Annotated in this window: 22 protein-coding genes and 1 pseudogene; 9 read left to right on the forward strand and 14 right to left on the reverse strand. The window is 72.6% G+C overall.

Annotation, left to right across the window (positions count from 1 at the left end):
- Positions 1–77: 77 nt before the first annotated feature.
- From BZY54_RS05645 to BZY54_RS05655, 3 genes are all read right to left on the reverse strand, one after another.
- Positions 78–671 carry a TetR/AcrR family transcriptional regulator gene (locus BZY54_RS05645; protein WP_086723466.1) on the reverse strand — a complete coding sequence of 198 codons (594 nt, stop codon included), beginning with the start codon at positions 669–671 and terminating at the stop codon, positions 78–80.
- 79 nt (positions 672–750) lie between these two features.
- A complete protein-coding gene (locus tag BZY54_RS05650) occupies positions 751–2,436 on the reverse strand; it encodes a class I adenylate-forming enzyme family protein (protein WP_086723429.1) in 1,686 nt (561 codons plus the stop codon).
- Positions 2,433–3,197 (reverse strand): SDR family oxidoreductase, encoded by a 765-nt coding sequence (locus BZY54_RS05655; protein ID WP_086723430.1) that lies wholly within the window; start codon positions 3,195–3,197, stop codon positions 2,433–2,435. Before BZY54_RS05655 ends, BZY54_RS05650 begins: the two co-directional genes overlap by 4 nt.
- Positions 3,198–3,406: 209 nt before the next feature.
- On the opposite strand from BZY54_RS05655, the gene BZY54_RS05660 reads away from it, so the two are divergent.
- On the forward strand, positions 3,407–4,654 hold the full coding sequence (locus BZY54_RS05660) for an exo-beta-N-acetylmuramidase NamZ family protein (RefSeq protein WP_208640564.1): 1,248 nt from the start codon (positions 3,407–3,409) through the stop codon (positions 4,652–4,654).
- A 111-nt stretch (positions 4,655–4,765) separates the two neighbouring features.
- Entirely contained in the window at positions 4,766–6,082 is a 1,317-nt protein-coding gene (locus BZY54_RS05665; RefSeq protein ID WP_086723432.1) for a serine-threonine protein kinase, read from the forward strand.
- Positions 6,083–6,099: 17 nt separating this feature from the next.
- On the opposite strand, the gene BZY54_RS05670 is transcribed toward BZY54_RS05665, so the two are convergent.
- A complete protein-coding gene (locus tag BZY54_RS05670) occupies positions 6,100–8,892 on the reverse strand; it encodes a penicillin acylase family protein (RefSeq protein ID WP_086723433.1) in 2,793 nt (930 codons plus the stop codon).
- A 299-nt stretch (positions 8,893–9,191) separates the two neighbouring features.
- On the opposite strand from BZY54_RS05670, the gene BZY54_RS05675 reads away from it, so the two are divergent.
- The 3 genes from BZY54_RS05675 (at position 9,192) to BZY54_RS05685 (ending at position 11,922) form a co-directional block, all read left to right on the forward strand.
- Positions 9,192–9,794 carry a hypothetical protein gene (locus BZY54_RS05675; RefSeq protein WP_086723434.1) on the forward strand — a complete coding sequence of 201 codons (603 nt, stop codon included), beginning with the start codon at positions 9,192–9,194 and terminating at the stop codon, positions 9,792–9,794.
- A gap of 143 nt (positions 9,795–9,937) precedes the next feature.
- Complete coding sequence (locus BZY54_RS05680) at positions 9,938–10,663, forward strand: 3-keto-5-aminohexanoate cleavage protein (protein ID WP_086723435.1); 726 nt, start codon at positions 9,938–9,940, stop codon at positions 10,661–10,663.
- A gap of 191 nt (positions 10,664–10,854) precedes the next feature.
- A complete protein-coding gene (locus BZY54_RS05685; RefSeq protein ID WP_086723436.1) occupies positions 10,855–11,922 on the forward strand; it encodes an RNA ligase (ATP) in 1,068 nt (355 codons plus the stop codon).
- A gap of 160 nt (positions 11,923–12,082) precedes the next feature.
- On the opposite strand, the gene soxR is transcribed toward BZY54_RS05685, so the two are convergent.
- Complete coding sequence (soxR, locus tag BZY54_RS05690) at positions 12,083–12,547, reverse strand: redox-sensitive transcriptional activator SoxR (protein WP_086723437.1); 465 nt, start codon at positions 12,545–12,547, stop codon at positions 12,083–12,085.
- Between the two features lie 110 nt (positions 12,548–12,657).
- Here soxR and BZY54_RS05695 point away from each other — a divergent pair, with 110 nt between their 5' ends.
- A complete protein-coding gene (locus tag BZY54_RS05695) occupies positions 12,658–13,119 on the forward strand; it encodes a MaoC family dehydratase (protein ID WP_086723438.1) in 462 nt (153 codons plus the stop codon).
- 13 nt (positions 13,120–13,132) lie between these two features.
- Here the strand turns inward: BZY54_RS05695 and BZY54_RS05700 are convergent, their stop codons facing one another.
- The 3 genes from BZY54_RS05700 to BZY54_RS05710 form a co-directional block, all read right to left on the reverse strand.
- Entirely contained in the window at positions 13,133–13,756 is a 624-nt protein-coding gene (locus BZY54_RS05700; RefSeq protein WP_086723439.1) for a TetR/AcrR family transcriptional regulator, read from the reverse strand.
- Between the two features lie 73 nt (positions 13,757–13,829).
- Entirely contained in the window at positions 13,830–14,117 is a 288-nt protein-coding gene (locus tag BZY54_RS05705; protein WP_067052900.1) for a YiaA/YiaB family inner membrane protein, read from the reverse strand.
- A 68-nt stretch (positions 14,118–14,185) separates the two neighbouring features.
- On the reverse strand, positions 14,186–15,337 hold the full coding sequence (locus BZY54_RS05710) for an acyl-CoA dehydrogenase family protein (protein ID WP_086723467.1): 1,152 nt from the start codon (positions 15,335–15,337) through the stop codon (positions 14,186–14,188).
- A 100-nt stretch (positions 15,338–15,437) separates the two neighbouring features.
- Here BZY54_RS05710 and BZY54_RS05715 point away from each other — a divergent pair, with 100 nt between their 5' ends.
- The 3 genes from BZY54_RS05715 (at position 15,438) to BZY54_RS05725 (ending at position 17,909) form a co-directional block, all read left to right on the forward strand.
- Positions 15,438–16,088, forward strand: a complete 651-nt coding sequence (locus BZY54_RS05715; protein WP_086723440.1) for a TetR/AcrR family transcriptional regulator — start codon at positions 15,438–15,440, stop codon at positions 16,086–16,088.
- Between the two features lie 35 nt (positions 16,089–16,123).
- Positions 16,124–16,858 (forward strand): ArsR/SmtB family transcription factor, encoded by a 735-nt coding sequence (locus BZY54_RS05720; protein WP_167413950.1) that lies wholly within the window; start codon positions 16,124–16,126, stop codon positions 16,856–16,858.
- A 124-nt stretch (positions 16,859–16,982) separates the two neighbouring features.
- On the forward strand, positions 16,983–17,909 hold the full coding sequence (locus BZY54_RS05725; protein ID WP_086723441.1) for a DMT family transporter: 927 nt from the start codon (positions 16,983–16,985) through the stop codon (positions 17,907–17,909).
- 339 nt (positions 17,910–18,248) lie between these two features.
- Here BZY54_RS05725 and BZY54_RS05730 read toward each other — a convergent pair whose 3' ends face one another.
- The 6 genes and pseudogenes from BZY54_RS05730 to BZY54_RS05755 all read right to left on the reverse strand — a co-directional run bounded on the left by BZY54_RS05730 (position 18,249) and on the right by BZY54_RS05755 (position 25,326).
- Positions 18,249–19,331, reverse strand: a complete 1,083-nt coding sequence (locus BZY54_RS05730; RefSeq protein WP_086723442.1) for a Zn-dependent alcohol dehydrogenase — start codon at positions 19,329–19,331, stop codon at positions 18,249–18,251.
- Positions 19,332–19,343: 12 nt separating this feature from the next.
- On the reverse strand, positions 19,344–20,732 hold the full coding sequence (locus BZY54_RS05735; RefSeq protein WP_086723443.1) for an aldehyde dehydrogenase family protein: 1,389 nt from the start codon (positions 20,730–20,732) through the stop codon (positions 19,344–19,346).
- A gap of 161 nt (positions 20,733–20,893) precedes the next feature.
- A pseudogene (locus BZY54_RS54685) lies at positions 20,894–22,243 on the reverse strand (ABC transporter ATP-binding protein).
- Between the two features lie 221 nt (positions 22,244–22,464).
- Entirely contained in the window at positions 22,465–23,190 is a 726-nt protein-coding gene (locus tag BZY54_RS05745) for a class F sortase (protein WP_086723444.1), read from the reverse strand.
- Positions 23,177–23,887: a hypothetical protein gene (locus BZY54_RS05750; protein WP_086723445.1), complete on the reverse strand. Its 711-nt coding sequence runs from the start codon at positions 23,885–23,887 to the stop codon at positions 23,177–23,179. The genes BZY54_RS05745 and BZY54_RS05750 overlap by 14 nt, the downstream gene beginning before the upstream one ends.
- Positions 23,888–23,988: 101 nt before the next feature.
- Positions 23,989–25,326: an MFS transporter gene (locus tag BZY54_RS05755; RefSeq protein ID WP_086723446.1), complete on the reverse strand. Its 1,338-nt coding sequence runs from the start codon at positions 25,324–25,326 to the stop codon at positions 23,989–23,991.
- Between the last annotated feature and the right edge of the window lie 27 nt (positions 25,327–25,353).

Genomic DNA, 25,353 nt, shown 5'->3' on the forward strand with positions numbered 1-25,353 from the left:
GCCCAGCGGGCCGCGGCCCGCGGCGCTCGTCCCACGGGCGCCGCGGCGTGCCACGAGCGCACCGCCCGTGCGCGACGTCATGGACGCAGTGCCCGCAGCAGCAGGTCGGCGAGGTGGTCGGCGACCTCCTGCGGGGTGAGCGGACCGTCGGGGCTGTACCAGGTGGCCAGGTGGTGGACCGAGCCGAAGTGGTAGTCGACCACCAGGTCGGCCGGCGTGGCCTTGGAGAAGACGCCCTGCTCCTGGCCCTCCTCGATGAGCGCGCGGAAGCGTTCGTGGTAGCGCCGGCGCTCGGCCCGCACCTGCTTGTTCTTCTCCGGGCTGAGGTGGTGCATGGAGCGGAAGAAGATCATCGCGTCGTCGAGGTTGTCGATCGTGGTGACGACGACGTCGGCGGCGGCGTCCCGCAGCCGCTTCTCGACGGGTTCGTCGGCGCCCGCGAAGGCGTCCAGCCGCTCCTGCTGGACGCGCAGCACGCGCGCGTACACCTCGTGCAGGAGGTCGTCCTTGGAGCCGAAGTAGTGGTACAGCGCACCCTTGGTCACGCCGGCCGCCTCGACGATCTCCTGCACCGAGGTGCGGTCGTAGCCCTGCTCGGCGAAGAGCCGGGTGGCGGCGGCCAGGAGCCGCTGCGGCACAGGAGTCCCGGCTGATTCCGTCGTCCTGGGCACTGCCGCCACCTGCCTTTCCGTGGTTCTACCGGTCGTACCAGTCCCCCGGTCCGCCCGGTCCCACCAGGCGCGCCGGTTCCTACTGGTTCTGCTGACTGTCCTGTCTGCGGGAACGCAGTTCCCGACGGAGGATCTTCCCACTCGCCGTCTTCGGCAAGTCCGGCAGGATCTCCACCTGGCGCGGGTACTTGTAGGCGGCCAGTCTCTCCTTGCAGTAGGCGGCGAGCGCGTCCGGGTCCGTCTCGGCGCCGGGGCGCAGGCTGATGTACGCCTTCACGGTCTCCCCGCGGTAGCCGTCGGGCACCCCGACGACGGCCGCCTCGCGCACCGCCGGGTGCGTGTAGAGCACGTCCTCGACCTCGCGCGGCCACACCTTGAAGCCGGAGGCGTTGATCATGTCCTTCTTGCGGTCGACGACGTAGAGCCAGCCCTGCTCGTCCATGAACCCGATGTCGCCGGTGCGCAGCTCGCCGTGGGGGAAGGTCTCGGCGGTGGCGTCGGGGCGCCGCCAGTAGCCGGGCACGACCTGCGGGCCCCGGACGACGATCTCGCCCTGCTCGCCGAAGGGCACCTCCTCCCCCGCGTCGTCGACGATCCGTACCACCGTGTCGGGGCCCGGCACACCGACCGCGAGCGTCCCCGAGACCGGGTCCACGGGGGCCTCCCGGCCGGGCGGCACGGAGGCGCAGGGGGCGGTGCACTCGGTGAGGCCGTAGCCGTTGCGGATGTACGGCCCGAAGCCCGCCCGGAACTTCTCCACCAGCGCGGGCGGCAGCGGAGCGCCGCCGGAGGAGATGACCCGGAAGGACGAGAAGTGGTCCGGGCTGACGGCCGGGTGGGCGGTCAGCGCCATGAAGGCGGTGGAGGGGCCGACGGTGTAGTGCGGCCGGTGCTCGGCGAAGGCCTCCAGCACCACCCCGGGTTCGAAGCGGTACGCCAGCACCAGCGTGCCCGCGCTGTTCAGGCAGGCGCCGAACTGGCAGACCATGCCGGTGATGTGGAACAGCGGCGCCATCGCGAAGTAGACCGGTGCCTCGGGCAGGTGCAGGCCGGTGCGCTGCCGTTCGGCGTTGTACATGATGTTGCCGTGCGTGTTGGTGGCTCCCTTGGGCGTGCCGCTGGTGCCCGAGGTGTAGCTGATCAGCGCGATGTCGGCGGCGGCCGGGTCGCGGTGCTCGGGCGCCCGGTGGCCGGCGCGGGCGACGGCCACCAGGTCCTCGGCGTCCGCGGCCTGCGGCAGCCGCTCGAAGCCGAGCACACGTGCGTCGTCGCGGGTCTGGAAGTCCCGCTCGCAGCCGGTGAGCACGATCCGCACCGGCGAGTGCGCGGCCGTCTCGCGCAGGTACGCCTCCCACGCCCGGTCGGAGCAGAACAGCGCGGCCACCTCGGCGTCCTTCAGGACGTGGGCGACCTCCGCCGACTTGTACATCGGGTTGACCGGGACGACGGTGGCGCCCGCCTTCCAGGCGCCGAGGACGGCGAGCACGAAGTGCGGGGAGTTCTGCAGCAGTACGGCCACCCGGTCACCCCGCCGAAGGCCCCGCGCGGCGAGGTGGCCCGCGACCGAGTCGCTCAGCTCGTCCACCTCGCGGTAGGTGAGGCGGGCGTCGAAGTAGGCGAGGAAGGTGCGGTCCGGGGCCCGGGCGACCGACCGGCGCAGGGCGTGCACGAGCGAGTCGACGGGGTCGACCGGGGCACGCTGGGCCTCGTCCAGGAGGTGCAGCCAGGGCCTGGCCGCGTAGCGGGAGGCGGTCGCGCCGGTCATCGGGTCTCCTCCCACTTGCGCTGGATGTGGTTCATGCCGGCCAGCCAGCGGTCGGGTTCGGCGGCGCGGGCCTGGTAGAAGCCGGCGACCTCCGGGTGCGGCAGGATCAGGAAGCGGTCCTCCTCGATGCCCTTGAACAGGGCGTCGGCCACGTCCTCCGGTTCGATGGCGGTCGGCTGGAGCACCAGGTCGCCCGCGCTGCCGGTGGCGGCCAGCATGTCGGTGCGCACGCCCTGCGGGCAGATCGCGTGGACCTTGATCCCCCGGTGGCGGTACGTCAGCGACAGCCACTCGGCGAAGGCGTAGGCGCCGTGCTTGGTGACGCTGTAGGGGGCGGCGCCGATCATGGTGAGCAGTCCGGCGGCGGAGACGGTGGCGACGAACCGGCCGCTGCCGCGCTCCAGCCAGTCCGGGAGCAGTGCCTCGGCGGCGCGGACGTGGGCCATGACGTTGACGTCCCAGGCGCGCGCCCAGACCTCCTCGCCTGCCGTCTCCGATCCGCCGGAGGCGAGGCCGGCGTTGGCGCAGTACACGTCGACCGTCCCGCCGAGCGCCTCGCGGGCCTCGGCGACGATCGCCGAGGCGTCCCCCGGGAGCGCGATGCCGCCGATCCCCTCGGCGACGGCCCCGGCACGCCCTGCGTCGAGGTCGTTGACGACGACTCTCGCCCCCTCGGCGGCGAACCGGCGGGCCAGCGCGGCCCCGATGCCGCCCCCGGCCCCGGTGACGACCACTCCCGCACCCTGAACGGCTTGCACCATCGGTCTCCTTCGACACGACTGCGACGCGACAACGCATCGACTCTGCGGCGCCACACTAACCGGTCGGTATGTGACACGGAAGAGGCGGCCCGGGACGGGACCCTCCAGTGGTATAGACCGGAGACGGTACTGACAGTTCGTTCCCTGCCGCGCGGACGCGCGCTAGCGTGCGTGGTCATGACACGTGCAGCGATCACGGAGGTCACCGCATGAAGCTGTCCAGACGCAGTCTGCTCGCCACCACGGCAGCGGTCGCGGCCGCCGGAATCCCGGCCACACAGGCCCAGGCCGCCCCCGAGAACCGCGGCGGGCCGCTGCGCACGGGCTTCGAGCGCCTCGCCGCGAGCGGCTACGCCCAGCTCGCCGGGCAGCGGGTCGGCATCGTCACCAACCCGACCGGTGTCACCCGCGACGTGCGCCACATCGTGGACGTCATGCACGCCGACCGCCGGGTGAACCTGGTCGCCGTCTTCGGTCCCGAGCACGGCTTCCGCGGCACCGCACAGGCGGGCGGCTCCGAGGGCCGCTACGACGACCCGGCCACCGGGCTGCCGGTGTACGACACGTATCTCAAGAGCGGGCAGCCGCTCGCCGACGTCTTCACCGCCTCCGGCGTGGACACGGTCGTCTTCGACATCCAGGACGCGGGCGCCCGCTTCTACACGTACATCTGGACGCTGTACGACTGCATGGAGGCCGCCGCGCTGGCCGGCAAGCGGTTCGTGGTGCTCGACCGGCCGAACCCGGTGACCGGCCGGGAGGCGCTGGGCCCGGTGATGCACAAGGAGTTCGCGACCTTCGTGGGACGGCAGCCGATCTCCCAGGCGCACGGCATGACCGTCGCGGAGCTGGCGCGGCTGTTCAACGAGGAGTTCCTGGCGACGCCGGTGCCGCTGGAGACCGTCCTGATGACCGGCTGGAAGCGGTCCCAGTTCTACGACGCCTCCGGGCTGCCCTGGGTGCCGCCGAGCCCGAACATGCCCACTCCGGACACCGCCCTCGTCTACTCCGGGACCTGTCTGTTCGAGGGCACCAACCTGTCCGAGGGACGCGGCACCACCCGCCCCTTCGAACTGCTCGGCGCCGAGGGCGTGGACGGGCGCTGGGCGGACGCGGCGAACGCGCTCGGCCTGCCGGGCGTGCGCTTCCGGGAGGCCTACTTCGCGCCCACCTTCTCCAAGTTCCAGGGCAAGACGGTCGGCGGGGTGCAGATCCACGTCCACGACCGGGCCGCCTACGACCCGGTGCGGACCGGGATCGCGCTGCTGGTGACCGCCCGTCAGGTCTGGGACGGCTTCGCCTGGCGCTCGGACAACTGGATCGACAAGCTCACCGGCTCCACCCAGGTCCGCACGATGATCGACGCAGGGGCGGGCACCGACGAGGTGGTGGCCGGCTGGCGGGAGGAACTGGCCGCGTTCCGGAAGATACGCAAGGAGTATCTCCTCTACGGGTGACCGACGGGGGAATTCCCCCGCCCGGATGAGCCGTGACCTATGGCCAACTCCCCCCGTTGGCAGGACGATGCAGCACACGTCGCACCGCTTCGGGGAACGAGGGGGTCGGTCATGGCGGATCCGGGGATGAGCGTGGCTCCCTACTGGGAGCTGACCTTCGACGCGGACGGGGACGTGGACGGCCCCGAGCGGGACCGGCTGCTCGCCGGCGTCGCCGCCCGGGGCGTGCGCGACCTGATCGTGTTCGCGCACGGCTGGAACAACGACCGGTCGGGCGCCACCCTCCTCTACAGTCACTTCTTCGCGCCGGTCCCGCAGCTCGCGCCGGCCGCGCGGATCGGGTACGTGGGCGTGGTGTGGCCGTCCATGCGGTTCAGCGACGAGCCGATCCCCGACTTCCCGCGCTCCACCGCCACCGGGCCGGCGCCCCGCCCGGCCCTGGACAAGGACACCCGGCACGCGCTCCTGGAGACCTTCCCGGGGCGGGCCACGGTGGTGGACCGGCTCGCGCGGATGCTGGACCAGCATCCGCGCGAGGAGGCGGGCCTGGAGGAGTTCGGACGGCTGGTGCGGATGCTGGTCGAGGTGGTGCCGCCGGGTCCGCAGGGCCTGTTCGCGGCGGACACGGTGGCGGAGGGCGTGCCGCAGAGCGAGCCGGGGATGTTCTCGCAACCCACGGCCGAGGTCTGCGCCGAGTTCGCGCAGGCGGCGGCGGGGCTTCAGGCACCGGACGGGCAGGAGTCCCTCTCGCTGCCGAACCCGTGGGACGGCGCGAAGGAACTGCTGCGGCAGGCGACCTACTACGCGATGAAGCGGCGGGCGGGCACGGTCGGCGAGCGCGGGCTCGGCCCGGCGGTCGGCCGGCTCGCGCAGGCGGCGCCGGACCTGCGGATCCATCTGGTCGGTCACAGCTTCGGCGGGCGGCTGGTGTCGTTCGCGCTGCGCGGCCTGCCCGCGGGGGTGCGGGCGGTGAAGTCGGTGACCCTGCTGCAAGGGGCCTTCTCGCACTACGCGTTCGCCGCCCGGGTGCCGGGCGACCCGCGCGCGGGCGGGGTGCTGCAGGGCCAGGAGCACCGCATCGACGGCCCGCTGGTGTGCTGTCACTCCCGTTTCGACTCGGCCCTCGGCACGTTCTACCCCCTGGCCTCGCGCATGGCCGACGACGACCGGTCAGTGCTGGGCGTCGACGTCGGCGCCGTGCTGGGGGCCAGATGGGGTGCGATGGGGCACGACGGGGTGCAGGCGGTGCCGGGCACGCGCGCGTGCACCCTCTCTGCCGCGCTGGGCGCGCCGCTGCCGACATCGGGGTGCGTGAACGTCGACGCGGCCGAGGTGGTCCGGCGCGGCGGGCCGCCGAGCGGTGCCCACAGCGACATCGTGCACCCGGAGCTGGCACGGCTGGTGCTGGCGGCGGGCCGCGTCCGCTGACCCGCCGCCACGAGACGTCACCGGTGGGAGGTGTACTCCACCACCTGCTGGTAGGTGGGCCGGTTCTGCCAGCTGATCCGGTAGTGCTTGATACCGCCCAGGGTGCGCTGGGCGATCGAGTCGGCGCACCACTGGTCGCCCGCCGAGCACTGGTCGTCGCCCGGGTAGACCTGGACCGCCGTCATGCCCGCCGCCTGCTTCAGGGTGGTGAGCAGGACGTCCCGGCAGCCCCCGAGGCTGCCGCCGCCGCAGTACTTCTCTGCCAGCGGTCCCCGCACCGGCTCACCGAGCACCGCCCGGATGTCTTTGTCGACATAGCTCCACCAGCCGTACTGGAAGGAGCTTCCGGCGTGCGAGCCGGTCGGGCCGTGCCCGGCGGAGGGGGCCTCGTCGATCGGCAGGTTGCCGGTGAGGGCGGTGTACAGGTCGCTGCCCAGGCCCGGTTCGAACTCGGCCTTCACCAGCAGCGGCCACCAGGCGTCCAGGATCCGGATCGCGTCGGCGTCGGCGTACCTCTTGGACCCGGCCGAGGTCTCGGTGCGCCGGGCGCCCGCGGACACCCACGTACGCAGCTCGCCGACCGCGGCGGCGGCCGTCGGGTCGGTGACCTGGGAGCTGTCGATCACCTTCAGCAGCTTCGGCAGCACGTCCTCGGCCCGCAGGTCGGCCAGGGCCGCGTCCGCCATCGCCTTCGTCAGCGAGGCGCGGGTCACACCGCCGGCCGCGACCAGCTTTTTCACCCGGTCCTCCAGCAGGTTCCCCCGGTGCACCGAGCCCTCGCCCCAGGGGGCCGCCGTGTAGTCCTGGGCCTGCTTGTTGTTCCAGGAGATGTAGTAGTCCTGGTCGACGGAGTTGGGGTGGGCGGAGGGCGGGGTGTCGTCGGCGGTGTTGGTCGCCGGGTCCCAGTTCCGCCACTCGTACGCCGGCCGCGCCCATACCGGGAACTCGGCGTCGACTCCGTTCGCCCGCACGGGGTTGTCGCCGCTGTTGTAGTACGCGGTGTGCCGTGAGTCGGCGTAGAACCAGTTGAACGTGTAGTTGATGTGCTGTGCGGCCTTCTGGAAGTCCTCCGGGCCCTTGACGAAGCCGGGGTCGTTGAGCATCTGGAAGCCGACGATGGAGTCGGCCTCGTGCAGGTAGGAGGAGCGCAGGGTGGTGTAGGCGACCTTCCTGCCGCCGACGGTGGCGCGGTACTGGACCGGGCCGTACTTCGTGCGCCACACGCGCATGGTGTAGGAACCGGCGGCCGTGCCGTCGGCGACGGTGGGCTTCCAGGAATCGGCCTGCTCCACCTTGTCCATGGCGGTGCAGGTGCCGTGGTACAGGTAGTGGTAGTCGTCCTGGCACAGCTCGACCGCGTAGGTGTCGATGATGTCCTGGCCGGAGGTCGTGGCGCTCCACGAGTAGTCCTGGCCGCGGCCGAGTTCCACGTACATGCTCAGGCCGGCGAAGGAGGCGCCGCGGGCGCTGATGCCGGGGCCCTGTATCTCCTGCAGCAGCAGCAGCTGCGGCGCGAAGTATCCGGTCTGCGGGCCGAAGACGGCGACCGGGTGGCCGCTCGCGGTGTGCTCCCCGCTGACGACGAGGGCGTTGGACATGCCCCGCCGGGCGGAGGAGAGGGTGGTCGTCGCGGCCCGGGTGGAGGCGCTCCTGGCGGCCGACGTCGCCGCACTGCCGGTGCGGTCGTGGACGAGCGGTTCCTGGGTCACCGAACCGGCGTCGGGCAGCGCCTCGCCCTTGGGGTCGTCCGGCTTCTGTGCGTAGGGGAAGCTCCGGCCGTCGTGGACGGTCAGGACGGCCTCGGGGTCGTTGCGCTCGCGGAAGGACTCCCAGACCCTGGTGCCCTCCTCGACGCCGTACTTGGCCTGCGCGGCCAGCAGGGACAGGGCGTTGTTCACCTCACCGCCGCCACCGGAGCCGAACAGCGAGCCGACCACGGAGGCCAGCGCGACCATGTCGGTGACCTTGAAGTGCTCGATGGTGCCGGCGTTGGTGATCGCGTCCTTGTGGCCGGTCAGGACGTACTCGCCGGGGAAGTAGCGGCCGGAGTCGGAGGCGTCGATGTAGGCGTTGACGCCGGCGAGGTAGGCGTCCACGTCGGCGAGTGCCTGCCGGCCGCGCGCCCCGTTCTTCGCCACGGCGCTGTCGATCTGTGCCTGGAGGTCCGCCTCGGTGTACGGCGCGTTGCGGTAGAACTGCTGTTCCAAGCCCTGGTTGGCGGCCGCTCCGCCCGCGAAGGAGGTCAACTGGCCCCGGCCGACGTGCCGGAAGAGGTCCATGAGCCACAGCCGGTCCTCGGCGGCGGCGTACCCGGCGCCGAACTCCGTGCCGTAGCGAGTGGTGCCCGTGATGTGCGGCACACCGGTCTTCTTGTCGCGGACGATCGTGACGTCGCCGCGCCCGGCGGGCTTCTCGGCGGAGGCGACCTGGTCGGCGGGGACTCCGAACGAGGCGTCGTCGAAGAAGGTGTTGACCTTGTCGTCGGTGAGTGCCGGGTAGCCCTTGGCCAGGTCGGCGTAGGGGCCCAGCTGGTCCTCGGCGTGGCCGGGCTGGGTGCCGAACGCCTGGTTGAGGAGGATCTGGGCGAGCGTGGCATTGCCGTTCTCACCGGGCGGCAGGATGTCCGAGCACTGGCCGCCGCAGTAGTCGTTCGCGGCCGCCGTGGGCGTGGCGTCGACCGCCACCGCCGAGGAAAAAGGTGACAAAAGACCGGTAATGAGGGCGCATACGGATGCGACCTTCAGGAACCCGGGGAATCTGCGGGGAGTTCTCACTTCGTCGAGCGCGTTGTGTGGGGTGCGCCGTGGCATGGCGACAGCTCCTCCCGACGGGGGTGGAGCGGGACGTTACCCGCGGTATCCCCGAGTTGGAAGATGAACATGCGTCACTTTTTTGCGTCACCTCATGGTGGACATGACGGTCAACCGGGGCGAAGTTATGGCAGACATCGAAAAACGGATGGAGCCGGATCGCCGGTTCGCACGTCTACTTGGCGAGTCCGTACGACGACCCCGTACGAAGGACTCCGTACGACGGACCGTGCGACGGACCGTACGACGACGCCGAAGTGACCGAAGTACAGGTGCAGGTCTGACGGAGGTGCAGGGCGATGGCCGGTTTCCGGAGTCTGGCGAGACAGGTGAGGGATCCGCGGTGCGATCTGGCGCTGCGGCGGTACTCACTGCGCAAGTGCCTCGAGCGGTTCGCTCCCTACGGGCACAGGGCGACCTGGGACCATCTGTGCTCCCGGGCCGGGTTCGGCCCCGAGGACAGGTCCCCCGACCCGGTGCGGCTCGTGGCCGCGCTGGAGGAGCTGGAGGAGGCGCGCTCGGTGTGGCTCGACTACGAGGTCGAGTTCGCCCGGCGCCGCAGGAAGGAGAAGCACGACGGGCTGCGCCGGCCGGGCAGCGTGGACGACTGGCACCGGCTGACCTGGGGCGGTTTCGGGGTCGCCTGGTGCGACGACCCGCGGGTGCATCCGGCCGAACCACTGGCCGAGGTGCTGCGCCGGCTGATCGCCGCACTGGAGCGTGACCCGGGTTCGGTCTGCCCGGTGTGCGGCGGTGAACGGCTGGTCTGGAGGTACGGCCTGGACCACGAGCCGTCGACCGGGCCGGTGTGCGTGGACTGCGGCATCCTGGTGCCGCGGCCCGTCCTCACCCCCGAGGCACTGGCCTGCGCCGGGCGGGGGAGGTTGCTGGTGTCGGCCTGAGCCGAGCCCGCACGGAGAACAGCGCATGAGCGTTGCGGGGGTGCGCAGGGGGATGCCGCACCCCTCTGTTCGAACACCGACGATGTCCTCGAACACCACGGAGTCCGGAGGCTTTTCAACGGGGGACGGGGGACCATTCCAGGATGCAGGTGTGTCTGAACGGGGCCCGGCAGCCCACCGAGAGCGCAGTGGTGCCGCTGGTGCCGGAGGCGATGGCCGAGTCCGCGGCCGGCGCCGTCGCGGCCGGGGCCACGGGGATCCATGTCCACCCCAGGACCCCGTGCGGCCGGGACAGCGTGTCGCCGCGCGTGGTCGCGGCGGCGGTGGAGGCGATCCGGAAGCGGGTGCCGGTGCCGGTCGGGGTGGCCACGGGCGGCTGGACGGAGCCCGGCCCGGCGGCCCGGCCGGCGCGTGTGCGCGGCTGGACGGTGCTGCCCGACGTCGCCTCCGTCGACTGGCACGAACCGGGCGCGGAGGAGCTGGCCGCCGCGCTGCTCGCGCTGGGCGTCGGCGTGGAGGCGGGCATCCGGTCCGGCACGGACGGCGCGGCCCGGTTCGCGGCCTCGCCCCTCGGACCCGCCGTCCTGCGCGTACTGGCCAAGGTCACGGACCCGGACCCGGAGACTGCCGAGGAATCCGCCCGGACCCTGCTGGCCGAGCTGGGTGACACCCACGGGCGTCCGGTGCTGCTGCACGGCGAGGAGGGCGGGGCGTGGCCGGTACTGCGACTGGCCGGCCGGCTCGGCCTGGCCACCCGTATCGGCCTGGAGGACACGCTGACCCTGCCAGACGGTGAACGGGCCCTGTCCAACGCCCAGTTGGTGGCGGAGGGCCTCGTCCAGTACGGGTCGGCCCAGCGCTCGCCGTAGCGTCCGGCGTGTCGCCGTTCGTCGCCCGCGCGGGGCGACGGCGCGGGAACCGGTGCCGTCAGGCTCGGGACGGCCGACCGCCGATCGGGGGGTCGGCAGGCTACCAGCGGCTAATCCGCTCGCTCCACCCCTTTGCCGCCCGGACAGTTGGAGGCGATGAGACCCGTGTGAGGACCGTGAGGAGAGTCCCGATGTCGACGCTGCGCGTCACCGCCGAAGTGCTGACCGTCCACCCGCATCCGAACGCCGACGCACTGGAGCTGGCCCAGGTGGGCCTGTACCGCGCCGTCGTAGCCAAGGGCGTGTACCGCACCGGCGAGGCCGCCGTGTACATCCCCGAGCAGTCGGTGCTCCCCGTCGCGCTGATCGAGGAGCTGGGGCTGACCGGGCGGCTGGCGGGCGGCGACCGGGACCGGGTCAAGGCGGTGCGGCTGCGCGGCGAGCTGTCGCAGGGCATCGTGTGCCGGCCGAAGGCGCTCGCGGACGTCGACCTGACGCGGGCGGCGGCCGAGGGCACCGACTTCGCCGAGCTGCTCGGCATCACCAAGTGGGTGCCGCCCGTCCCGCCCACGATGAGCGGCGACGTGGAGCCGGCGCCCGATCTGCTGCCCTGGGTCGACATCGAGAACATCCAGCGCTACCCGGACGTCTTCACCGCCGGTGAGCCGGTGGTCCTGACCGAGAAGCTGCACGGCACGGCCTGTCTGCTCACCTTCTTCGCCGACGACGGCCGGGTGCAGATCTCCTCCAAGGGCTTCGGCGCGAGGTCACTGGCGCTGAAGGAGGACCCGCGGAACCTGTACTGGCGGGCGGTGCGGGCGCATCGCGTGCCGGAGGCGGCGGCCCGGCTCGCCGAACGGCTCGGGGCGCGCCGCGTCGGGATCTTCGGCGAGGTGTACGGGGCGGGCGTGCAGGACCTGACCTACGGTGCCGACGGGCGGCGGGACACACTGGGGTACGCCGTGTTCGACGTGTCAGCGGAGATCGACGGAGCCGTGCGGTGGCTGGACGCGGGGGAGCTGCTGGACGGGGAGCTGCCGTTGGCGCCGCGGCTGTACGAGGGGCCGTACGACATCGGGCGGGTGCTGGAGTTCGCGACCGGGAGGGAGACCGTGTCCGGGCGGGAGCTGCATCTGCGCGAGGGCGTGGTGATACGTCCCGCCGTGGAGCGCCACAGCCCGGTGACCGCGGGCCGGGCGATCGCCAAGGCGGTCAGCCCGGCGTATCTGACGCGGATGGGCGGGACGGAGTACGAGTGACCCGGCGGACGGTGTTGCCGGACACCGCTCCGTGTCCCGCACTCGTTTGTCAGACACCCCCAAGCCCTGTCGTCGAACTCCCGTCTGCCCTACGGCGCCATGGACGCACCTGCCGCCGCAGGGCCCACCCACCTGTCAATGACGTCCGTCAGTTTTAGACCTAGGAGGTCCGTCGCTCCACCATCAGGCGGGAGCCCACCTGGCGTTCGCCGATCGCGTCGTCCGGGTTGGACAGCACACACGTGTCCAGGGACAGGCAGCCGCAGCCGATGCAGTCGGTGAGGTGGTCGCGCAGGCGGTTGAGCTGCTTGATGCGCTCGTCCAGCTCGGTGCGCCAGGCCTCGGAGAGGCGGGCCCAGTCCTCCCGGGTGGGTGTGCGTTCCTCGGGGAGCTGGGCGAGCGCCTCGCGGATCGTGGCCAGCGGGATGCCGACGCGTTGCGCGGCCCGGACGAAGGCGACCCGACGCAGGGTGTCGCGGGTGTAGCGGCGCTGGTTGCCGGCGGTGCGGCGGCTCCTGATCAGGCCCTTGGACTCGTAGAAGTGCAGGGCGGAGACGGCGGCACCGCTGCGCGCGGACACCTGTCCGACGGTCAGCTCGTGGATCTTCTCGGGAATCTGGGGCACTCCTCCGAGCCTACCCACCGTGTCGCGCTCCGCTTCCGTTGACATGACCCGCCGAGCCGAGCATGCTAAGCAGTTGCTTAGAGTTGATGTGCGACGCGAGAGGCCGGGACATGGCAGAGCCGAGGATCTTCACCTCCGCCGACGAGCTGAAGGCGGCGGTGGGTGAGCAGCTGGGATACACCGACTGGCTGGAGATCGACCAGAAGCGGATCGACCTCTTCGCGGAGGCGACCGGCGACCATCAGTGGATCCACGTGGATCCGGAGAAGGCCGCAGCCGGCCCCTTCGGCACCACCATCGCCCACGGCTATCTGACCCTGTCGCTGCTCCCGCTGTTCGGGCCGCAGCTGATCTCGGTCGAGGGCGTGAAGATGGGCGTCAACTACGGCACCAACAAGGTGCGCTTCCCCTCCCCCGTCCCGGTCGGCTCGCGGCTGCGCGCCACCGCGACGATCAGCGGCGTGGCGGACGTGCCGGGCGGGGTGCAGGTGAGCGTGGCCTTCACCGTGGAGCGGGAGGGCGGCGACAAGCCGGTGTGCGTGGCGGAGTCGGTGTCGCGGTACTACCTGTGACCCGGCGGGCGCCCTACTTGGCGCCCACCATCCGGAGCACGAGGTCGGCGTAGAGCGCGCCGACCTCCTCGGGGGTGAACGGGCCGTCCACGTTGAACCAGCGGGCCACGTCGATGCACAGCGACAGCACGGCGAGGGTGGTGCCCTGCACGTCCAGCACGTCGAACTCGCCCGCGGTCACACCTTCCTCGATGATCCCGCGCACCTCGGCGTCGACCTGGCGGCGCAGAGCGACGATCTCGGCGCGGGCCTCGGGGCCGAGGGCGTCGAGTTCGTACTGCACGACCCGCGCGGTGGTGCGCCGCCCCGCATGCCAGCGAACGAAGGAGCTGACCGCGTCGGCCAGCCGTTCCTTCGCCGTCCCCTCGCGCCGCGCCGCCGTGCGCAGGATGTCGAGGGCCTTGTCGTGGCCGATCCGGCTGATCCGGTGGAGCAGCTCTTCCTTGGTCTTGTAGTGGATGTAGAGCGCGGCCGGACTCATGCCGGCGCGGCCCGCGATGTCGCGGGTGGTCGTCGCGTGGTAACCCCGTTCGGCGAAGGCCTCCACGGCGGCGACGAGCAGCCGTCGGGCCGCGTCAGGGGTGACCTCTTCCCACGGCTCCACTTCGCCGCCGGTCGTCTCCTCCGCCGTACTCATCGCTCGCTCGCCCCTCTCGGTGACAGGAGCACCACCATACCGCCGAAGCTGAGCGAGCGCTTAGCCTGCCTGCTCAGATCTTCTCGAAGGGGTCGTGCTCGGCGAGGAGCTTCTCCAGCCGCGCCTGGTCGACCCGGCTCACGATCTGCCCCGCCTCCTGCCGGTCCCTGATCACCTTGGCCAGGGTGAAGGCAGAAGTGACGAGGTACAGGACCGCGATCGCGAGGAAGGCCCGGACCCAAGCGCTGGTGTCCAGCTGGTAGATGCCGATGGCGGTGGCGGACATGGCGACCGCGAAGGAGGCGACGGCCTGGCCGTAGAAGGCGGCCGTGCTCTGCTGCTTGACCGGTGTGTCACTCATGCAGAAGAGCATCGGCGGACGTGGCCCGCGCCACATCCGCCGAAGTACTCAGACCCGTACTCAGATGCTCAGAACGCCGAGACCCCGGTCAGGGAACGCCCGATGACCAGCTTCTGGATCTGGCTCGTGCCCTCGTAGAGGGTCATCACCCGGGCGTCGCGCAGCAGCTTGCCCGCCGGGTACTCGTCGATGTAGCCGTAGCCGCCGAAGACCTGCAGGGCGTTGTTGGCGGCCCGTACGGCGGCCTCCGAGGCGAACAGCTTGGCCTTGGAGGACTCGACCGTGAAGGGCAGTCCGCGGTCGATGAGGTCGGCGACCCGCCAGGTCAGCAGGCGGGCGGCGTCCACATCCACGGCAATGTCGCTGATCAGCTCCTGGACGAGCTGGTGATGGGCGATGGTCCTGCCGAACTGCTCGCGCTCGCCGGCGTAGCGGACCGCCGCGTCCAGCGCGGCCTGGGCTATGCCGACGCAGCCGGCGGCCACCGACATCCGGCCCTTGGCGAGGGCGGACATGGCGACCGAGAACCCCTTGCCCTCGGGCGCCAGCATCGCGGAGGCAGGGACACGCACGTCCTCCAGGACCAGCTCGGCGGTCGCCTGGCCGCGCAGGCCCAGCTTGCCGTGGATGGTACGGCGGGTCAGCCCGGGGGTGTCGGTCGGGACGAGGAAGGCGGAGACGCCCTTGTGGCCGGGGGCGTCGGTGGAGCGGGCGAAGAGCAGGACGACATCCGCCCAGGTGCCGTTGGTGATGAACATCTTGGTGCCGTTGACGACGTAGTCGTCGCCGTCGCGCACGGCCCGGGTGGCGAGGTTGCCCGCGTCCGAGCCGGTGCCGGGCTCGGTCAGACCGAAGCAGCCGACGTACTCGCCCGAGGTGAGCCCCGGCAGCCACCGCCGCTTCTGCTCCTCGCTCCCCCAGGCGGCGATCGTCTTGGCGACCAGGCCGAGCGAGACGGACACGATGCCGCGCACGGAGGAGTCGCCGCGGCCGAGCTCCTCGGTCACCAGGCAGTAGGAGAGGTGGTCGCCGCCCGAGCCGCCGTACTCCTCGTCGACGGTGAGCCCGAGGAAGCCGACCTCGCCGAGCTTCTTCACGATGGCGCGGTCCACCTCCTCGGCGCGGTCCCAGGCCACCACGTTGGGTGCGATCTCCCGCTCCACGAAGTCCTGCGCGAGCTGCCGGACGGCGGTCTGCTCCTCGCTGAGCTCCAGGTTCACCACGAGATCACCCCACATATGACGACACATGACAGATCTTGAAAGCCGTACATTTAAATTAGCAGCGCTAGTTTAATGCCGCAGCCCTACTATGTGCGCCATGGCCCGACCACGCAAGCCCCTCCTCAGCACCGACCGCATCGTCGCGACGGCACGGGACCTCGTGGACACCGAGGGCCTGGCGGCCGTCTCCACGCGCCGGCTCGCCACCGAACTCGGGGTGAGCGGGCCGTCGCTCTACAACCACTTCAGCACCAAGGACGAGATCCTGGAGGCGGTCGCCGACTCGGTGAGCGCCCAGGTCGACCTGTCGATGTTCGAGGACGGCCGCGACTGGCGGACCGCGCTGCACGACTGGGCCGTCTCCTACCGGACCGCCCTGCGCGACCACCCGAACATCGTCCCCGTCCTCGCCCACGGCCCCGGCCGGCGCCCGGCCGCGCTGCGGCTGGCCGACGCCGTCTACGGCGCGATGGTCGACGCGGGCTGGCCGCCGGCCCAGGCCACCTCCATCGGCGCGCTGATGCGGTACTTCGTCATGGGCTCCGCGCTCGGTTCCTTCGCCGGGGGCTTCGTGGGCGACGCGGGCGCCTACGACCCGGCCGACTACCCGCACCTCGGCCAGGCCCATCTGCTGGCCGACCAGCAGGAGAAGATCGACGAGCGGGCGTTCGAGACCGGGCTGACCGCCCTGCTGGACGGCCTGGTCCAGCAGTACGAGCAGGTCGGACGGACGGCGCAGGCCACATAGCCACACTTCGGCGACCGCCGAAGCGTGCGTGCCGCATGCTGGTTCACATGACCACCAGGGAGCGCACCAAGGACCCCCAGGCGGCCGGCCTGGCGACGCTCGCCGGGCTGATGGCCGACGAGACCCGGGCGGCCTGCCTGCTGGCGCTGCTCGACGGACGGGCGTGGACCGCGGGCGAGCTGGCCCGGCACGCGGGCGTGGCCGCGTCGACCCTCAGCGAACACCTGGGCAAGCTCGTCGCGGGCGGACTGCTCACCGAGGAGCGCCAGGGCCGGCACCGGTATGTGCGGCTGGCCGGCACCCGGGTGGCGCAGCTGGTCGAGGACCTGGCCGCACACGTCTCCCCCCAGGCTCCGCGGCGCCCCCGCACGCTTCGGGAGTCGAGCGCCGGTTCGGCGATGGCCCGTGGGCGCACCTGCTACGACCATCTCGCGGGGCGGCTGGGCATCGCGGTGACGGACGCGCTGACCGGGCGGGGGCTCCTGCGCCAGGACACCGGGTTCGCGCTCACCGACGCGGGGCTGAGCTGGTTCGACTCGGCCGGCATCGGCCTGGACCGCGGGGGCCGCCGCCCGCTGGCCCGCGCCTGCCTCGACTGGACGGAACGCCGCCCGCATCTGGCGGGGGTCGCGGGCGCGGCGCTGTGCCGGCACGCGCTCGACACCGGCTGGTGCGTGCGCATCGGCTCGGAGCGCGCCGTGAAGGTCACGCCGGCCGGCGAGCGCGCGCTGTCCGAGTTGCTGGGGATCGAGGCGTCGGCACTGCACTGAGCCCGATCCGCCCGGTCCGTCCCCTTCGCCTGTCTCTTCGGTCCGGCGCGTCTCCCGGGTCCCCGCGGCCTCCGTCCGAAATCCGCGAGCTTTCCCTCCCCTCCCCCGCCTAGCCTCAGGAAGCATGATGAACGTCTCCCCCTCCCGACTGGCCGCCGCTGCCGCCACGGTGACCGTGGTGCTGTGGGCCTCCGCCTTCGTCTCCATCCGCAGCGCGGGCGCCGCGTACTCACCCGGCGCGCTGGCGCTGGGGCGGCTGCTGGCCGGGGCCGTCACGCTGGGCGCGATCTGCCTCGTACGGCGGGAGGGGTGGCCGCCGCGGGCCGCCTGGCGCGGGATCGCGATATCCGGAGTGCTGTGGTTCGGCTTCTACATGGTCGCCCTCAACTGGGGCGAGCAGCAGGTGGACGCCGGGACCGCCGCCCTGGTCGTGAACGTCGGCCCCCTGCTCATCGCCCTGCTCGGGGCGCGGCTGCTGGGGGATCCGATGCCGCCGCGGCTGCTGGCGGGCATGGCGGTGTCCTTCGCGGGCGCCGTGACCGTGGGCCTGTCGATGTCCGGCGAGGGCGGCTCCTCCGTGCTCGGAGTGGCGCTCTGCCTGCTCGCCGCGATCGCGTACGCCTCCGGGGTCGTCGCGCAGAAGCCCGCGCTGGGCCGGGCGAGCGCGCTGCAGGTGACGACGTTCGGCTGCCTGATCGGGGCGGTGGCCTGTCTGCCGTTCACCGGGCAACTGGTCCACGAGGCCGCCGACGCCCCGCTGTCGGCGACGCTGAACATGGTCTATCTCGGTGTGTTCCCGACCGCGCTCGCCTTCACGACGTGGGCGTACGCCCTGGCCCGAACCACCGCGAGCCGGATGGGCGCGACGACGTACGCCGTGCCCGCGCTGGTCGTGCTGATGTCGTGGCTGGCACTGGGCGAGGTGCCGGGGGTGCTGACGCTGGCGGGCGGCGTGCTGTGCCTGGCCGGCGTGGCGGTGTCGAGGTCGCGGCCACGGCGCCCGGCGATCCCGGACACGGCGACGGATCCGCGACCCGAAGTCGTGTCCTGAGCCTGCCGCGCCAGCGGACCGCGCGCGGCTTCCCGGGCCTCGAGATCACGGGCGGCTTCCCGGACCCCGGGGCACGACCGGCCTCCCGGGCCTCGGGCCACGACCGGCCGGACCCCGGGCCACGACCGGCCTCCCGGACCCCGGACCGACGGGCGGCCCTCCGGCCCCGGGGCCACAAACGGCCCGCAAGCGGCCCCCCGAGCTGGCCACCGGCCACCCGCCGAACCCTCGGACCACCGGCAGCCGGCCGGACCCCCGGGACCACCGGCAGCTCACCGACATCGAGACCACGGGCGGCCTACGGACCCGGAAGGACGCCCTCGTCACGGGCCAAGAAGTTCAGAAGACCACCAGGGCCCGGCCGCCCTTGCCGGCCGTCATGTTGTCGAAGGCCGCCGGGATGCCGTCCAGGGCGATCCGTTCGGTCACCAGTGCGCCTAGGTCCAGGCGTCCGGCGCGGACGTGTTCGGCGAGCACGGGCAGGTCGGCGGCCGGGTCCGAGTTGCCGTAGACGCAGCCGGAGAGGGTGCGGCCCCAGTGGAAGATCTCCAGGGCGTTGAAGGTGACCTGCTGGTCCTTGCCGCCGATGCCCACGACCGTGGTGCGGCCGCCGCGGCGGGTGGACTCCCAGGCGGCGCGGATGGTGACCGCGCGGCCCACGCACTCCACGGAGACGTCGACGCCCTGCTTGCCGGTGAGGGCGCGGATCTCGCGGGGGGTGTCCTCGGAGGCGACCACGTAGTCCGTGGCCCCGGCGGCCCGCGCCAGTTCCTCCTTCTCCGGGGAGACGTCGACGGCGACGATCTTCGAGGCGCCCGCGATCCTCGCCGCCTGGAGGGCGGCCAGGCCCACTCCGCCGACGCCGAACACCGCCACCGTCTCCCCCGGCGTGACCCGCGCCGAGTGGTGGACGGCGCCGTATCCGGTGAGGACGGCGCAGCCGAGGAGAGCGGCGTCGGTGAGCGGGACGCCGTCCGGGAGGGGCAGGACGCAGGAGGCGGCCACGACCGTCTCCTCGGCGAAGGCGGCGACGTTCAGGCCGGGGTGCAGCTCGGTGCCGTCGATGGTGCGGGCGTAGACGTCGGCGGCGCCGTTCAGGGCGTTGGCGCACAGCCAGACCTCGCCGAGCGAGCAGGCGTGGCAGTTTCCGCAGGACGGGGCCCAGTTGAGGACGACGCCGTCACCGGGCGAGACATGGGTGACTCCCTCACCGACGGCGACGACCGTCCCGGCGCCCTCGTGGCCGAGGACGGCCGGGACCGGCACCCGCAGGGTGCCGTTGGTCAGCGACAGGTCGGAGTGGCAGACCCCGGCCGCGGCGAGGCGCACGCGGACCTGGCCGGGGCCGGGCCCCGGCAGCTCGATCCCGGTGATCTCCAGCGGGGCGCCGACGGCGGGCAGAACGGCGGCACGTACGGCCATGACTTGACTCCCTTAGAACTGGAGGGACTTGGTCTGCAGGTACTCGGTGAGCCCGTGCACGCCGAGTTCACGGCCGACGCCGGACTGCTTGTAGCCGCCGAAGGGGGCGAGGGGGTTGAAGCGGCCGCCGTTGATGTCGACCTGGCCGGTGTCCATCCGGCGGGCGAACGCGACCGCCTCGCTCTCGTCGCCCGCCCAGACGGCGCCGGCGAGGCCGTAGACCGTGCCGTTGGCGACGCGCAGGGCGTCGTCCTCGTCCTCGTAACGCAGGATCGACAGGACCGGGCCGAAGATCTCCTCCTGGGCGATGGTCATGTCGGGGGTGACGTCGGCGAAGACGGTCGGGCTGATGTAGTAGCCCTGTTCACGCGGGGATTCGGGGCCGCCCGCCACCAGCCGCGCCCCCTCGGCGACGCCCTTCTCGATGTAACCGCGCACGCGCGCCTGCTGCTTGGCGTTGACCACCGGGCCGATCCGCTCGCCGTACTTGGCGGCGGCCGTCGCGGCAAGCTCGACCGCCTCGTCGTACTGGTCGCGGTGGACCAGCATGCGGGTCCAGGCGCTGCACGTCTGACCGGAGTTGGACATGACGTTGGCGACGCCGACCGCCACCGCCTTGGCCAGGTCGGCGCTGGGCAGGATGACGTTCGCGGACTTGCCGCCCAGCTCCAGGGCGACCCTCTTGACGGCACCGCCCGCGACGGCGCCGATCCTCCTGCCGACGGCGGTGGAGCCGGTGAAGGAGACCAGGTCGACGTCCGGGTGCTCGGCGAGCGCCTGCCCGGCGACCGGGCCGAGGCCGGTGACCAGGTTGAAGACGCCGGCCGGGATCCCGGCCTCGTGCACCGCCTCGGCGAAGAGCTGGGCGGTGAGCGGGGTGTCCTCGGCGGGCTTGAGGACGACGGCGCAGCCGGCGGCGAGCGCCGGGGCGACCTTGGCGACGATCTGGTGCAGGGGGTAGTTCCAGGGGGTGATGGCGCCGACCACGCCGACCGGTTCGTGCAGCACGGTGGAGTTGCCGGCCTTCTCCTCGAAGGCGTACGTCGCCGCCAGGTCGGCGTAGGAGCCGGCGACCGCGACGGGCACGCCCGCGTGGACCGTCCGGGAGAGCGCCGGCGGCGAGCCCAGCTCGGCGGTGACGGTCTCGGCGATCTCGTCCTTGCGGGCCTCCAGCACGTCCCGGAGGGCGGCCAGGCGGGCGGCCCGCTCGGCGGGCGGGGTGGCGGCCCAGCCGGGGAAGGCGGCGCGGGCGGCGCGCACCGCCGTGTCGACGTCCTCGGCGGTGCCCGCGGGGACGGTGGCGATGACCTGTTCGTCGGCCGGGTTCACCACCTCGATGACGTCGGAGCCCGCGCCGGGACGCCAGGCGCCGCCGATGTACATGCCGTCGTGTGCCTTCATGGTGCTGATGCTCCTCCGGGCGGGGCGTCCTCCGCGTCCGCTCGGTCCACGGGGGCGTGGCCCGAGGGCGCGTCGTCACGCGTCACAACCTACCGACAGCCCCATAAACTAGCGTCGATAGTTTTCCGGCGCCAGACACCGCCGCGGGAGCAGCGGCCGGTTCACTCGTCCAGGCCGGGCAGGTGGTCGGGAGCCGGGCAGATGCGTTCGCCGTGCTGGTCGAAGACGAACAGGTGGGCGAGGTCGACGAGGAGCGGCACCTGCATGCCGTGACGGAGCTGGATGTCGGGCGTGGTGCGGACCACCAGGTCGCCGGGCAGGCGCGGCTCGGCGGCCGCGGCGAGTTCCGGTGCGGCGGCGGCCTCGGCAGGGCGGTCGAGCACCCCCACGGGCCCGGCGCGCAGCGCCCCCCGCCCGCTCCCGGAGGCGGTCCAGGACCGTGCCGTCGCGGCGGCGCCGCCGGTCCGGGCGACCGGTGGGGCGCGGGGCCTCCAGGTCCGGCACGACGGCGGGGCGGGACCCGGTGTTGAAGTGGACGAGGACCTCGTGGCCCTGGAACTACAGGTGCTCCACCAGCCCGGTGATCGGCACCTCGCCGGGCCGGGCCGAGCCGGGCCTGGCGATCCGCACGGCCTCCGAGCGCAGGCCCACGATCACCTCGCGGCCCTGCTGCACGCGCAGAAACTGGTGGTCCAGCGAGAGGGGTTCGGGCAGGCGCAGGAACTGCTTGCCGAGGCTGATGGTCATGGCCCCGCCGAGCGGGGCGCGGACCAGCCCGCGCAGCAGGTTGATGCGCGGGGTGCCGATGAAGGCGGCGACGAAGACGTTGCGGGGCAGCGCGTAGACGGCGCGTGGGGAGTCGACCTGCTGCAGGACGCCGCCGCGCAGGACGGCGACCCGGTCACCCAGGGACATGGCCTCGGACTGGTCGTGGGTGACGTAGATCGTGGTGACGCCCAGCTCCCGGGTGAGCTGGGATATCTCGGCGCGCAGATGGTTGCGGAGTTTGGCGTCGAGGTTGGACAGCGGCTCGTCCATCAGGAAGGCGGAGGGGTGGCGGGCGATCGCGCGGCCCATGGCAACGCGCTGGCGCTCGCCACCGGAGAGCTGGCCGGGGAAGCGGTCGAGGAGGTCCTCGATGCCCAGCGTCCGGGCGGTGGCGTCCACCCGGGTGCCGGGGTCGGCGCCCGGCGACTCGATGCGCAGCGGGAAGCCGATGTTGTCGCGGCTGGTCATGTTCGGGTACAGCGCGAAGTTCTGGAAGACCATCGCCATGTCCCGCCCGGCGGGCGGCAGGTCGTTGGCGTACTCGCCGTCGAGCAGCAGCTGTCCCTCGGTGATCTCCTCCAGGCCCGCGATCATCCTGAGGACGGTGGACTTGCCGCAGCCGGAGGGCCCGAGCAGCACCAGGAACTCGCCGGGCGCTATGTCGAGCGACAGCCGGTCCACCACGGGGTGCCCTTGCTGGTGTAGGTCTTGCTCACGTCGTGCAGAGAGATGGCGCGTGTCATGTGATGCCTTCGGGGACTCACCGGAGCGCTGGTACTGCGCGGGTCGAACGCCCCGCGCGGGTCGTACGGGGCGTGTGAGTCACGGAAGTTAACGGAAGGTGCGCACCCGGGGAAGACACCGCGCACGACCGAACGTTTTCGTCCACCAGGTGAGAAAGCGGACGATCGACTTCCCTGAGGGGGCGGCCGGTTGGGCCCGGCCGCCTCCCGCCCGGACCGCCTCACCTCGTCGACGTCAGACGTGCGAAGACCACCACGTTGCTGGAGTAGCCGGTGCGGCGGGTGTAGAGGCCGCCGCAGGTGATGAGGTGCAGCTCGGGGCGGCGGGCGGGGCCGTACACCTCCTTGTCGGGGAAGCGGTCCTTGTCGAAGACGCGCACCTTGTCCACCGTGTAGACGGCGGTACGGCCGTCCGCGCGCCGCACCTCGATGGAGCGGCCCCGTTCGACCTGACCGAGCGCGGCGAAGACGGCGGCGCCCGTCGTGGTGTCGCGGTGCCCGACCGCGACGGCGGTGCCGGACTCCCCCGGTGTGGGGCCGTCCTTGTACCAGCCGACCAGCTTGGGCCTGTCGACCGGCGGCGTCTCCAGCTGCCGGTCGGCGCCGAGGCCGACATCGACGACGGGTGCGTCGATCCCGAGGGAGGGGATGCGCAGGGAGGTCGCCCGGGAGCGGGGCAGCGGCGCGGGCGGGGGCTCGGAGGGCTCCTCGCCGGCGGAGCCGCCGCCGTCCGGGCCGTCGTCCGAGCCGCTGTCGTCCGGGTCGCCGGGGGCCGGAGCCGCCCGAGCCACGGCGGCCCGGTCCGGCGCGCCCCGCCCGGAGTGTCCCTCGCACCGGACCCCCGCCGTGACCAGGGCGGCCGCGAGCACCGCCGTGCGGGCGAGGCGGTAGGCGCGGGTCCGGTACCAGGGCCTGCGTCTGCGCCTGCGCGGCCTACGCGGCGCCATGCGGGCGCCGGCGGATCAGCCGGACGTACGCGACCCCGCTGACCACGACCAGCCCCACGGCCGCGGCCCCGGCCACCGGGGAGAAGGCCTGGGCGGTGTCGACGAGACCGCCGCCGCCCGCGTGCACGCCGCCCTTCGGGCCCTGCGGGCCGTCGTGCCTCCCGGGGGCCCAGCCGTGCTGGTCGTTGTCGTCCCGGCCCGGGTCCGCGTCGTCGTGGCCCGGGTCCTGGATCTGGCCGTTCGGTCCCTCCCGGCCGTCGTGCCGCTCGTGGTCGTCCCGGCAGTTGACGCGGAAGATCTTCGCCTTGGGCGCAGTGCCGATGGTCCAGGTCAGCCTGTAGTCCCCGTCGGCCAGACCCAGCGGATCGGTGTGACCGGCACCGGAGTTGAGGCCGAGAGCGACGGTGCCGGAGACGGTGGCGCTGGTGGGCAGGGGCGGCTGCGCCTGGATGGTGTAGGCGACGGTCGTCAGGTCACCGAAGTTGACGGCGTCGAGGTAGAACCGGCAGACCATGGGGTCGTCCTTCGAGACGCCGAAAGGCACGCCCACCCGATGGATCTTGATGTCGCCGCCTTCGCCCACGGCCTTGGCGACCGGCGTCGCCAGCCACGTGGCACCCGCCACGGTCAGGGCCGTCAGGGCCGCGGCGGCACCGATACGGGAGCCGAGGGTGCGTGGGAGTGTCAGGGTGGGCATGCGCGTTCCTCCGAGTCAGACGATTTTCATACAAATCGCACTTTCATCTGACTCTCTTTCACATGCCCTCCCTGGGGCACGGCACCCCCGCCGACGCGCCGTCAGATATCGCTCGACCGGCGCAACCGCGCGCCGCCACGCCGTCCTCGCCGGTCCTCCTCGCTCCCCTCGGTCTCTCCCCCGGCCTTCCCTTCGAACTTCCCCTCGTCTCTCCTCCCTTCGCCCTCCTCCTCGTCGTTCTCTCCCGCGGGCTCCCCCGCGGCGGGGCGCCCGGCTCCCGGCGCGCGCAGGGCGCCGCCCGCCGAGAGGAGCAGCAGCACCCCGAGCATCACGAACGGTGCCGCCACGCCCGTGGCCCCGGCCACCAGCCCCGCGGCGGCGGGTGCGGCGACCTGGCCGAGCCGGTTGCCGGTCAGTCGCAGCGCCAGCGCGGTGGAGCGCGCCTGGTCCGGGGCGGCCTGCACCACGGTCGTCATCGACAGCGGCTGCCCCACCCCCAGGCAGAACCCGAGCACCGTGAGCATCGCGCCCAGCGCCCACACCGGCACCGGCAGCGCGACACCGGCGCACAGCACCGCCGCCAGCCCACAGGTCGTGGTGAGCAGCGCCGCCCGGCCCAGCAGCCGCAGCAGCGGGGTCAGCACCAGCCGGCAGGCGATGGTGGCCGCGGCCCGCAGGCTCAGCAGCACACCGACGACGGGCGGCGCGATGCCCCGGTGCTCGCCCACCACGGGCAGGTAGGCGGTGAGGATGTCGGTGGCCGACAGCACGGACAGGCTGACGAACATGCCCGCGGGCACGCCCCGGGCGCCCAGGATGCGCCGGACGGGGACGCGTGCGCGCGGTGCGGTACGGGAGTCGGGCGCCGCCCCACGGTGCTCGATGCGCCACAGCGACGTACACGCGACGGCCGCTCCGGCCCCGGCGACGAGCAGCGCCAGCGCGCTGCTCTCGGCCCTGTCGGGACCGCCGATCAGTGCGCCCGCCGCGATCGGGCCGACCAGCTGGCCGAGGGAGGCGCCGATGGTGAAGTGGCCGAAGTTGCGGTCCTGTTCGTGCGGCGCGGACTGACGTGCCACGATCGACTGGGCGCCGATGACGAAGCAGAGGTGGCCGAGGCCCATCACCCCGCTCCAGACCGCCATCGTCCACAGGGACCCGGCCACCCCGCTGAGCGCACAGCCGCCCGCGATGAGCACCACACCGGCCGGCAGGAGGGGCGCGCACCGGCCGTGGTCGGTGCGCCGGCCCAGCGGCACCGCGGCGAACAGCGGAAGCAGGGCGTACACGCCCGCGATGACGCCGACCGCGCGCTCGTCGGCCCCCAGCGCGAGGGCCCGGTAGGAGACGGCGGGCCGGGCCATCGACACCGCCCCCTGAGCGAAGCCGAAGGCGATGACGAGTCGTAGCAGCCAGCCGCGGTTCCCACCGGGCCCCATGATCGTGTCCTCCGAGTGATGTGCCGG

The sequence above is a fragment of the Streptomyces carpinensis genome (genome assembly GCF_002154505.1).
Classification (GTDB): domain Bacteria; phylum Actinomycetota; class Actinomycetes; order Streptomycetales; family Streptomycetaceae; genus Streptomyces; species Streptomyces carpinensis.